The 12,080-nt window shown below is 51.2% G+C and carries 6 protein-coding genes; 3 read left to right on the top strand and 3 right to left on the bottom strand.

Features of this window, described 5'->3' with window-relative positions; genetic code table 11:
• Window positions 1-207 precede the first annotated feature (207 nt).
• The 3 genes from dnaA to gyrB all read left to right on the top strand — a co-directional run bounded on the left by dnaA (window position 208) and on the right by gyrB (window position 5,955).
• Complete coding sequence (dnaA, locus tag Hfont_RS00985) at window positions 208-1,590, top strand: chromosomal replication initiator protein DnaA (RefSeq protein ID WP_112990396.1); 1,383 nt, start codon at window positions 208-210, stop codon at window positions 1,588-1,590.
• A 397-nt stretch (window positions 1,591-1,987) separates the two neighbouring features.
• On the top strand, window positions 1,988-3,094 hold the full coding sequence (dnaN, locus tag Hfont_RS00980) for a DNA polymerase III subunit beta (protein WP_112990395.1): 1,107 nt from the start codon (window positions 1,988-1,990) through the stop codon (window positions 3,092-3,094).
• Window positions 3,095-3,447: 353 nt separating this feature from the next.
• Window positions 3,448-5,955: a DNA topoisomerase (ATP-hydrolyzing) subunit B gene (gene gyrB / locus Hfont_RS00975; protein ID WP_112990394.1), complete on the top strand. Its 2,508-nt coding sequence runs from the start codon at window positions 3,448-3,450 to the stop codon at window positions 5,953-5,955.
• A 105-nt stretch (window positions 5,956-6,060) separates the two neighbouring features.
• Here gyrB and Hfont_RS00970 read toward each other — a convergent pair whose 3' ends face one another.
• From Hfont_RS00970 to Hfont_RS00960, 3 genes are read right to left on the bottom strand one after another with little or no spacing between them, the layout of a single operon-like run.
• Complete coding sequence (locus Hfont_RS00970; RefSeq protein WP_112990393.1) at window positions 6,061-7,284, bottom strand: restriction endonuclease subunit S; 1,224 nt, start codon at window positions 7,282-7,284, stop codon at window positions 6,061-6,063.
• Window positions 7,277-8,914, bottom strand: coding sequence for an HsdM family class I SAM-dependent methyltransferase (locus Hfont_RS00965; protein WP_112990392.1), 1,638 nt, complete (start codon window positions 8,912-8,914; stop codon window positions 7,277-7,279). Before Hfont_RS00965 ends, Hfont_RS00970 begins: the two co-directional genes overlap by 8 nt.
• Window positions 8,908-12,018: a type I restriction endonuclease subunit R gene (locus Hfont_RS00960; protein ID WP_112990391.1), complete on the bottom strand. Its 3,111-nt coding sequence runs from the start codon at window positions 12,016-12,018 to the stop codon at window positions 8,908-8,910. Before Hfont_RS00960 ends, Hfont_RS00965 begins: the two co-directional genes overlap by 7 nt.
• Window positions 12,019-12,080 lie beyond the last annotated feature (62 nt).

Genomic DNA, 12,080 nt, shown 5'->3' with positions numbered 1-12,080 from the left:
GCATTTTCCGCTTCCCTGTCAATCACTTAGCGCAATTGCGCCGCTTTGTTGCCTGATAATTACTTGATGAAATAAGCGCCAGGCCTGTGGATAACTCTGGCCGCTCGGGTTAGAATAGGCCAACGCGTGGCATGCCACCAGGCATATAAATAGACCACCCAAGGGCAGCAACGCAATACCCCTGTACCAATTCAAGTAGACGATTCAATGGAAAATTTCTGGCAGACCTGCTCCGCCCAGTTGGAGCAGGAGTTGACGCCTCAACAATATAGTGCGTGGATCAAACCACTGGCGCCGCTCGATTACGAGGACGGTACCTTGCGGATTGCCGCGCCGAATCGTTTCAAGCTGGATTGGGTCAAAACCCAGTTCGCCAGCCGTATCACCAGCCTCGCCGCCCAGTTTTGGGAAGAGCCGGTCGATGTCCAGTTTGTACTCGACCCGCGTTTGAATGTGGCCAAGAAGCCGGCTTCGCAATCCAGTGTTGCGCCAAGTCAATCCGACGAAGTGCCGTCCAATGTGCTGGAGCCGATTCCGTCCAACGCCACCGACCACACACCGCGTCGCGATCAAAGCCGTATTAATACAGCGCTGACATTTGACAGTTTCGTTACTGGTAAAGCTAATCAATTGGCACGCGCTGCCGCGATCCAGGTGGCGAATAATCCTGGTAGTTCGTATAACCCGCTGTTCTTATATGGCGGTGTCGGTCTGGGTAAAACCCATTTGATTCACGCCATCGGCAATCAGGTTCTGGCTGACAATCCCAACGTCAAGATTCGCTACATCCACGCAGAACAGTACGTTCGTGACGTAGTGACTGCTTACCAGCGCAAGGGTTTTGACGATTTCAAGCGTTACTACCACTCGCTCGATCTGTTGCTGATTGACGACATTCAATTCTTTGGCGGCAAGAGCCGCACGCAGGAAGAATTCTTCTACGCGTTCGAAGCTTTGATTGCAGCAAAGAAACAAATCATCATCACCAGCGATACCTATCCGAAAGAAATTTCGGGCATGGATGACCGCCTGATTTCACGTTTCGATTCGGGTTTGACGGTCGCCGTCGAACCGCCAGAGCTGGAAATGCGCGTCGCGATCCTGCTTAAAAAAGCCGTCCAGGAAGGCGTGACCTTCTCCGATGACGTCGCGTTTTTCGTTGCCAAACATTTACGTTCCAACGTCCGTGAGCTGGAAGGCGCCTTGCGCAAGATCCTTGCGTATTCGCGCTTCCACGGCAAAGACATCACGATTGAGGTTGTCAAAGACGCACTGAAAGATCTGCTGTCTGTACAAAACCGCCAGATTTCGGTCGAAAATATTCAAAAGACTGTCGCCGATTTTTTCAATATCAAAGTGGCGGATATGTACTCCAAAAAGCGTCCTGCGAATATTGCGCGGCCACGCCAGATTGCGATGTACCTTGCCAAAGAATTAACGCAAAAGAGCTTGCCGGAAATCGGCGAACTGTTCGGCGGTCGCGACCATACGACGGTTTTGCACGCGGTTCGCAAGATCGCCGCCGACCGTGGCAAGAGTCCGGAATGCAATCATGAATTGCATGTGCTGGAGCAAACTTTAAAAGGTTGATGAGCAAAAACTCGCTGCCTATCAGCCTGTGGATAACTTTGTGGATATCCTCGGTATAAGTTGTGGATAGCAAGTGAATAAGTAGTAAGACAGAAAGATGCGGCACAAAATAGCGCCGAACCGGCTTTTAGGCGGGTCTTTCTGTCAAAATACGGGTTGTTGTTTACAGGTTTAATTATCAGTGCCGATTCAGTAAAAAGAGCCTCATTTTCATTCTGCCCATTACGGGTGATGCACCGATGAAAATGTCGCAAAAAGAAAGCTGATCGCTAATTAATAAAGCCAGCGCTGATTGAGCAAGTGCTGGCCGAGTAAAACAAGCAAGTTGCAGCACGTCTGCTACACGCATGGCAATAATGAATACCGCATCCGTTTAACCATCGATAAGGATCTAACTATGCAATTGGTCAAAACCCAACGTGACGCGCTGCTACGTCCGCTGCAGATTGTGAGTGGTATTGTCGAGCGTCGGCACACATTGCCGATTCTGGCCAATATCCTCATACGCAAGGATGGCGAGCGCGTTTCATTCCTGTCGACTGATATCGAAGTGCAGATCACCACGCACGCACAAGTCGGCAGCGGCAACGAAGTTGCTTCCACCACTGTCGCAGCACGCAAGCTGCTCGACATTTTGCGCGCCCTGCCGGATTCCGGCGACGTCTCGCTGACACTTGCCAACAAACGCATGACCGTGCAATCGGGCAAGTCGCGTTTTGCTTTGCAAACACTGGCGGCGGAAGAATTCCCAACCGTTGCGCAAGCCGAGCAATACAACGCCAAAGTTACGCTGCCGCAAAAAACATTGAAGCACCTTTTCAACATGGTGCACTTCTCGATGGCGCAGCAAGACATTCGTTATTACCTGAATGGTTTGTTGCTCGTCGTTGATGGCAAGAACGTCATCGCAGTTGCAACCGACGGTCACCGTCTGGCCTTCTGCCAGGTTGAGACCGATCAGGAATTTGCGCGCCAGGAAGTCATCATCCCGCGCAAAACGATTATCGAATTGCAACGCCTGCTGGAAGATACCGACCAGCCTGTCGATCTTGAGATCGCCAACAACCAAGTCAAGCTCACCTTCGGCGACATCGAACTGATCTCCAAACTGGTTGAAGGCAAGTTCCCGGATTACACCCGCGTCGTACCTAAGGGTTACAAGAACAATTTCACGATCGGCCGCGATGCCTTGCTGCGTTCGCTGCAACGCGCTGCGATCATGACGTCCGACAAGTTCAAAGGTGTGCGTTGCATCATGAGCCCAGGCAGCATGAAGATCAGCTCCACCAATGCCGACCAGGAAGAAGCAGTCGAAGAAATCGAAATCGATTACGGCGGCGATAGCGTCGATATCGGCTTCAACGTGACCTATCTGCTGGATGTATTGAACAACCTCAAAGGCGACAGCATCAACATCGCTTTGGGTGATGCCAATTCATCCGCATTGATCACGGTGCCGGACAATGCAGACTTCAAATACGTCGTCATGCCGATGCGTATTTGATCTGGAATTTGACCAGTATCAGCAGCCATAAAAACGGGGCAAAACGCTTTAAAATCAGCGCTTTGCCCCCATATGCAAAAGAGCAATAAAAGGTTCAAAATAAGAGCGGCCACGCATCATCAGCCATCTTAAGTAATTCTCATCAACACGCACCGTGTTCACAGGAATTTAGAACCAGCAATATCAGGATTAGAAGTAAAAAGCAGCAGTAGTCATTCGCAACATGAGTAAGAGGCCAAGCCAGCGCATTCATCCGCGCAAGCCAGTTTGTCCCCCGCCGTCGAAAGCCGAGCAGCGACATAAAGACCCCTCGTTTTGCGCAGTAATCAAGTAACCGTTTTTTAAAGGTAGCCATGTCCGCGATCCCGAACGACAACACCCCGCAATCGCCATCCACGCTTTCCGCGTCATACGGCGCATCGTCCATCCAGATTCTTGAAGGTCTGGAAGCCGTGCGCAAACGCCCGGGCATGTACATCGGCGACACCTCGGACGGCACCGGTCTGCATCACTGCGTGTTTGAAGTGCTGGACAACTCCATCGATGAATCGCTGGCCGGTCATTGCACCGAGATCCACGTCACCATCCACTCCGACAATTCGATTTCCGTTACCGATAACGGCCGCGGCATTCCGACCGGTATCAAGTGGGACGACAAGCACGAGCCTAAACGCAGCGCGGCAGAAATCGTCATGACCGAACTGCACGCAGGCGGCAAGTTCGATCAAAACTCATACAAAGTCTCTGGCGGTTTGCATGGCGTCGGCGTGTCTTGCGTTAACGGTTTGTCCAAACTGTTGAAGCTGACAATTCGTCGCGATGGTAAAAAGCACGAGATGGAATTCGTCCGTGGCGTGCCACAGAATCGCGAAATCGAAACCATCGATGGTCACGTCGTCTCGCCAATCAAAGTCGTCGGCGAAACCGACAAGCGAGGCACCGAAGTTCACTTCTGGGCCGATGAAGAAATTTTTACCAATGTCGAATTCCACTACGACATTCTGGCAAAACGTATTCGCGAACTGTCCTTTCTCAACAATGGCGTCAACATCAAATTGAGCGACCAGCGTACCGGCAAGGAAGAAGTATTTGCGTTTGAAGGCGGCACTCGTGGCTTCGTTGAATACATCAACAAAGCCAAGAGCGTGTTGCACCCGACGATTTTCCAGGCAACTGGTGAACGTATGTCGGACCAGAACACCAACATCACCGTTGACGTCTCCATGCAATGGAACGACGCCTACAACGAACAAGTGCTCTGCTTCACCAACAACATTCCGCAACGCGACGGCGGCACGCATCTGACCGGCCTGCGCGCCGCGATGACGCGCGTCATCAACAAATACATTGAAGAACACGAGTTCGCCAAAAAAGCCAAAGTCGAAGTCACCGGCGACGACATGCGCGAAGGCCTGACCTGCGTCTTGTCCGTCAAAGTACCTGAACCAAAATTCAGCTCGCAGACCAAAGACAAACTCGTATCGAGCGAAGTACGCGGCCCGGTGGAAGAGATCGTCGCCAAAACTCTTGCCGACTATCTGCAAGAAAAACCAAACGACGCCAAGATCATTTGCGGCAAGATCGTTGAAGCCGCACGTGCGCGCGAAGCAGCACGCAAGGCGCGCGATCTCACCCGTCGCAAAGGCGTGATGGACGGCCTCGGCTTGTCCGCCAAGCTGGCCGATTGCCAGGAAAAAGATCCAGCACTCTGCGAACTCTACGTAGTCGAAGGTGACTCCGCGGGCGGCTCCGCCAAGCAAGGTCGCGACCGCAAGTTTCAAGCGATCCTGCCACTGCGCGGTAAAGTCCTCAACGTCGAAAAAGCCCGTTTCGAAAAAATGCTCGCCAGCGAACAAATCACCACACTGATCGCCACGCTAGGCACCAGCATAGGCGCGGAAGAATTCAATATCGAGAAGCTGCGTTATCACCGCATCATCATCATGACCGATGCTGACGTCGACGGCGCCCACATCCGCACCCTGCTGCTCACGCTGCTGTATCGCCAGATGCCGCAACTGGTCGAGCGCGGCCACGTCTACATCGCGCAACCGCCGCTGTACAAGGTCAAGCACGGTAAGGACGAACGTTATCTGAAGGATGACGTGGAAGAAGCCATCTACATGATGCAGATCGCATTGAACGATGCCGTCCTGATCCCGTCAGAAGGCGCAGCGCCAATCAGCGGCGACGCATTGTCCGAGCTGGTTCGTCAATACAACACTGCCAACGCCATCATCAACCGCCTCACACGCGCAGTCGATGGCGCAGCACTCACTGCCATCATGACCGGCGTTACGCTAGACCTCAGCAACAGCGATGCAGCAGAGGCATCGGCCAAGCGTTTGCAAGACGGCATCAGCGAGCCATCGGTCACCGTGCACGTCAAGTACGACGAGCTGGCAGACAAATATGCGTTACGCATACACCGTATGTACCACGGCAACGTCAAAGTCAGCGCCATCGACGCCGACTTCGTCACCGGCCCGGACTACACGGTACTGGCCAACGCTGCTGCAACCTTCAAGGGTTTGATCGGCGCAGGCGCAATGGTCCAACGTGGCACCGGCGAGAAAGTCAAAACAATCGGCGTCAGCGATTTCCATCAAGCGATGAACTGGCTGCGCAGCGAAGCAGAACGCAACGTCGGCAAGCAACGCTACAAAGGTCTGGGCGAAATGAACCCAGAACAACTGTGGGAAACAACCATGGACCCAACCGTGCGCCGCTTGTTAAAAGTTCAGATCGAAGACGCGATTGCAGCTGATCAGATCTTCACCACATTGATGGGCGACGACGTCGAACCACGCCGTGCGTTTATTGAATTGAATGCGCTGTCTGCTGGGAATATTGATATTTGATGATGTAGGCCTTGGAATATTTGAAACATTCACACATAAACAAAAAAGACCTCGTAAAGGTCTTTTTTGTTTTCTAGGCGGGAAGCTCTTAAACCAGAATTAGCATCACTTCACCGTTACTTGGCCATTCATCAGTAGAGGCAAGAGCCAGTCACGAAGTTGGGCGAGTTTCTGGTTTCCCATGCTTCGAGTAAAGATCATCTGGTTGTATCTAGACACAATGTCATTGTATTTCTTCAGCAAATCAGAGGGCGGGTAAGCTAGTGGCAAAGAATGCAAATCATCCTTTGTAATCGAACCAAATGTGGTCCCCTCACCGTTTCGCCGATCAAATATCGTCTTGAGATACTGCATCACGTAAAACAAAAAACCGTCAAATCCGTCTCGACTGTTCAGTGCAGCCAAGCCACGCCCAATGCAACAATCAATATGTGCAACATTTAAGTCCCCAACCGGTGCGCGAACACTCAACAGAATGTCACCGCGCTTTGCCATTCGCGCAGGCTGAGTTGTGTACTGACGCACAGTAGGAAATTGCCAGCCAAAGTCAGTGGAACCTTGAAAAAATTCGACTCCGTCGCCAGAGTTATTCAAGGAGTCGCCTGAAGGTGAGGTTCCCATCGTGATGTTTGCTATTTGGCTCAACTGCTTATCTTTCCAGCCCGCCGGGATCTCGCGATTCAGCGTGGAGTTGTAGACCATCTTGCCGCCGTTGGATTTGTAGGGTTTGCCGTTGGCGTCGGGAAAGTTGAACTGCACGAACCAGTAGCCGTACAGCGTCTTGGCCATCGCCTCCAGTTCGGAGTTGATGCTGTTGTTGCAGTCGATCATGGCATCGAGATCCTTAAGCAACCCTGCGACTTTCTTTTGCTCTTCTAATCCTGGTATCCGTATCGGGAAATTAGGCATCTCATTCAGCGCAATTCGATTAACAGTGGCGCCTGTGATGGTATTGGCAACAATGGTTTGCTGAAATGCTGGAGATAGATATGCGTAGAGAAGGTACTCAGGAATTACCTTGTCTGACCGAGGTCGCAGCAACCCCATGCGACGGCCCAAACATGCCCTGATACCACCAGGCATCAGGGCTGATTCGCCCAATCGAGTTTCATAAGAAAACAGCAGATCACCCTTTCGTGGAGTGACTCGCTTTGCCCATTTCTTAAAATCTTCTTCTCCAAGGTGAGCCGATTTGGATAGGTCAAGTCGTCCGTTTTCCAGACTAGAAATGCTCAAGAAAAACGGGCCGATACCAGTTTTAAGGGGCGTTGCGTGCGGGCCATCAAAAATATCAGCGATACTCCCGATGGTGGTAAGCAAGTTACTCATTCAGAGCCACTCCCGCTAACTGTTTTTTGATTTCCTGTTCCAGCGCCGCTGACTCCTTGAAAAGGGTATTCAGTCGTTTGTTGAACCCCTGCATCTTCGCGGCAAACTGCGCTGGTGTTAGATCGCTGTATTCGATCTTCACTTCGAAATACTGCCCGGCGCTCAAGGAGTAATTCTTGGCGGCGATCTCCTCGTAACTCACTGCTATCGAGAAATTCTCCATCGCCAGCTTGGCATTGAAGGTAGCGATGATGCGATCTTCTTCCTCGGTGGAAAGTAGCGTTTTCTGGTTCTTGCCGTCCTTGACCTTGGTGCCAAGGCCGGATGCATCGATCAGCACCACATCAGCTTTGTTGGCGGCGTCGATAAACAAGATGGAGACGTTGGTGCCGGTGGTGGCGAAAATGTTGCTGGGCATAGAGACTACGCCAGCCAGCATCTTGTTATCAACAAGATGCTGGCGTATGCGTTTGTCAATACCGCTTTGTGCCGTAATGAAGCCTGTAGGGACCACCACCGCCGCTTTACCGCCGGGCTTCAAGGAATAAATGATGTGCTGCATAAAGAGTTGGTAGATGGCCATTTTGCCCACCGCCTGCTTCGGAATATTGGGCACTCCTGCAAAGAAGCGCTCCCGATGCTCTTTGGTATCCAGTTCCTTCTTAAAATCTGAGAAATCCATCTTGAATGGCGGATTACTGACGATGTAATCAAACTTCTTGAGCGCCTTGCCTTCCCGGTGGTAGGGGTGGAGCATGGTGTTGCCCTGGATGATGTTGGGGATGGAGTGCACCAGATTGTTGAGAATCAGGTTCAGACGTAGCAGGCTGGAGGACTTTTGCGAGATGTCCTGCGAGTAGATGCTGCAGCGTTGCTCGCCGATAGCGTGCGCAATATTCATCAAAAGCGTGCCGGAGCCGGCCGAAGGGTCGTAACAGCTCACATTGCTGACTTTGCCGCGCCGGTTATCTGGCACCAGAATGGCGGCCATGATCTTGGCCACGGCATGCGGCGTATAGTACTCAGCGTATTTTCCGCCGCTGTCTTTGTTGTAGTCCTTGATTAGATACTCAAAAAGAGCAGCGTAGAAGTCGTATTTCTCGTCAAAGATGCGTTCGAAGCTGAAGTCGCCTAGTTTGTTGATGACGGCGCGGCAGAAGGCATCACGTTTGGACGAATCGGTAATGAATTCACTGACGCGGTCAAACAGAGTGATTTTCGTGCCGCCATCAGTTTTGACAGCGAAGATGTCGTTGTTGCTGATGGCGATATCACGCAAGGTGTCGTCAAAAAGCTTGGCAAATTCCGGTGTGGTTTGACGATTCCACAGATGGGCAATGAAGTGCTCGGGTTTCAGGCGAGCGGTTTCCGGTCCCATCCGTCGTAGTAATTTCCCATATTCATCTGCACTTAGGCTGGCAAGAGCCTGTTCCCATTTATCAACCTTCGCCAGTGCGGGTCGGATTTTCTTGGCTTCAAACGCGAATTTGTCGTTTAGAAATTTATAGAGAAAAACCTGGGTGATGATCTTAAATTCGTTGCCGTCGTTACCGAGGCCATAGGCGGCGCAGATAGCCTTGAGACTGTCGATCAAATCCCGGGTTCGTTTTTCGAAATCCTGCGTTACCAAAGTGCTACTCCTGTTCGGTTGCCTGAGGCAAATTCATTCATGTATTCGGCTACTACTAAATGGTTGATGGCGTCGGCGGCATCAAGGTTAAGGTTAATCTTTTGGCCACTCTCGAACTCGTCCATCACGATGGGCTGCATCATCCGCTCGAAGTATTTTTCATTATCAAGTAATCGGGTGTTTTGCAGCACATGCTCATCGGCCCGTTGCTTGACGCCAGTGAGAGCTTCGAAGAGGCGGCGCTCTGTTTGGGTGAGTGTGCCGTGCTCCAACAGCCGCTTGTGTATGCGAGTGTATTTGGCATCACCCCGATATTTGGCGCGAAGTTGATTGTTCTGACGGTTTAGCTCTTTGATTTTGTCGTGAATTGCATTGAGCGTGCCAATGTTAGCAGTCATTTCTTCCTGACTGACTTCGTTCAGCTTCTTTTTTTTAAAGAGTCGCTCTAGTTCTTCTCTGAGGGTTACGAACTTGGGATCCTGCGGATCAAAGTTGTCAGCGAGCGCTTCGCGCGTCTTTCGCAGAGTGCTCTTTAGAGTATCCGCCAGTACCAGCTCTTCTTCCCGAATTTTGGTAAACATGAAGAGCACATCTTCTAGCGCGATGTTGAGTAGATTGCTGGAGTCTGTGCTGGACTCAATGCTTTCTTTGAGATTCAGCAGATCGAGGTGATTGCTAGTTTCTCGATAGAGTTGGTTAAGTTTTTGAAAGTCGAGTTGTTGCAACAAACCGTCGTCACCCTGCAGGCGGATCAGGTTGTATAGGCTACGTGCATCGGCTAATGCTTTCTTAAGCGCTAGCACCGTGGCACGATCTTGTATTTGACTAATCTGTTGTGAGAAGACTTCAGCGTTTTCGATGTTGAAGGTGAATAGAATATCCTTGATCGCTTCGATTTCTTGAGCGATCTCTTCTGTGGATTTAAACAAGTTTGAGTAATGTTCGACTTCGTCGCCTAGCTCAGCTTGCAGTTCATCAAAATATGCCTTATTGGTGGCATCGAACTCCTTGCGGATATCGGCGAAATCGACGACATAGCCGTAGCGAAAATCCTTGTAGGTCCGGTTCACGCGGGTTAGCGCTTGCAGAAGGTTGTGCGAACGGATGACCCTGCCAAGGTAGAGTTTTTTGAGGCGCTTGGCGTCAAAGCCGGTGAGCAGCATGTTGTAGACGAACAGCAGGTCGATCTTGCCGGCCTTGAAGTCTTCAACCCATTGTTTGCGCTCATCCTTGCTACCCACGTCGTGCAGGATCAGGGCGGCACTTTTGGCTCGGTTATCTAACAGTGTGCGGGCTGCATAACTTTCAGGCTGCGCAGCGGCGATTAATTCTTGGGCTGAATCCTGTGCTGAATAGACGGACACGGGTCGGGCTGCGTAGACAATGTTGAAAATTTCGAACATCTGTCGCGCCTGCTCGGCGCTGTCGCAGATGACCATGCCGCCGATGCTGACATCACCCAGTGCGCTTCGGCTTTTTTCGAAATCACGCACGATGTAATCGAGCATGGGCTCAACAAACTTCGGGTGTGCGTAAATTAGATTGCGGTCGATATCCCCTTGCTGCAGCTCTACAGCGGCGAGCGCCTCTTGCAACGTGAGCTTATAGTTGGTGGCGATTTCTTCGCGAATGAGGCGCAAGGTGTAGCCATCAGCGATGGAGGCGTTGTAGTAGTACTTGTGGATGTAATCGCCAAACAGTGCGCGGGAGTTGTAGTCGTCACCCAGCAGCGGTGTGCCAGTCAGACCGATCTTGATGGCATCGCGGTCAGATTGGCTGAGATTAGCGAGAAAGCTCCCTTTTGGGTTGTAGCTGCGGTGTACTTCATCAAGAAAATAGACGCGTTGGATACTGACGTCGTAGTCCTCAGCGCGCACTATGTCGGGGTCATCTTGGAATTTCTGGATGTTGACCACTGTGATTTCGGGCTTGCCAGTGTGGTTGTGTATTACCTGCGTGGTTTTAATGTCGCGGGAGAAAGCTTCGCGACTGTCGATGGTATGTACTACCAAACCACGGCCTGCAAACTCATGCTGTGCTTGGGTGAGTAGATCGAGCCGGTCAACGATGAAGTAGAACTTCGGGACTATGCCTCTCCGCTGGAAGTAGTCAGTGAGAAAGCGAGTGTTGTAGTAGGCAAGTGCGGTTTTGCCGCTACCCTGCGTATGCCAGATGATGCCTTTGCGTATGCCCGCATCAAGCTTGCGCTCGATGGCCTTAGTAGCAAAGAGCTGTGGGTAACGCATAACGTGCTTTTGCAGACCCTCCGACTCATTCACATAGGCGAGTGAAAATCGCAAGAGAAAGGCCAGCCTGTCTCTACTGAACAGTGAAGTACATATACGGTTAGTCGGCGCATCGGGTGATTTATTGCTGAGAAATTCCGGGCTGTGTTTGATGACATTGAGGTTGTTGTCGCGCAGCACCTCGTTCTCGATGATGTCGTTCTCATCTGCTAGCAGATTTGCAAGATCCAGTGTTTCTTCTTCGCGGAAATAGTTAAAGACTGGAGAGTCATACGACGGGCTGGCATAAAACGCGCCTTCGATTGGATGTGGTGAGCCATCGTCGTACTCCATGTTGTTGGAGAAGACCATCAACTGGGTGATGTTTATGAAACGACGGAAGCGCGGGTTCCGGCTACGCGTGATGATGCGGTTGCGCTCGGCTAGTACGCCTTCGCGATTATGGGGTTTTTTGACCTCGATGAAGGCAAGTGGCATACCGTTGATGAGCAACGTGATGTCAGGCCGAAACTCATCATCACCGTTCTTGTAGGTCAGCTCGGTAACGACATGGAAGCTGTTATTGTCAAAGTCAGCGAAGTCGATCAGACGGACTCCTGAGCGTTCAATGAGTTTTTCGTAGAAAGCTTTTCCGAGGTCTTCATTTTCCAGTAGAAGCTTGGTGTCGACCAGTAGACGGGTGATCTCATCGGCTTCTATACCCGGGTTGATTCGAGCAATTGAAGCTCGAAAAAGATCCGGAAAAATATTGTTTTCCTCATCCAAAATGGCATCTTTTAGAGAAAGATAGCTGTAACCAAGTCGCACTAAATGCAGAATGCAGGGAATTTTGACTCGCGAGTCTTCGCTAAAAACCATTGGGCTTGATCTTTCTCATTTTTATTGTTGGCTTGTGCCGCTCGATTGATCGGCGGAGCCAC

The sequence above is a fragment of the Herminiimonas fonticola genome (assembly GCF_003293745.1).
GTDB lineage: Bacteria > Pseudomonadota > Gammaproteobacteria > Burkholderiales > Burkholderiaceae_D > Oxalicibacterium > Oxalicibacterium fonticola.
The sequence above is the reverse complement of the archived record's forward strand: the minus strand, read 5'-3'. Positions and strand labels throughout refer to the sequence as shown.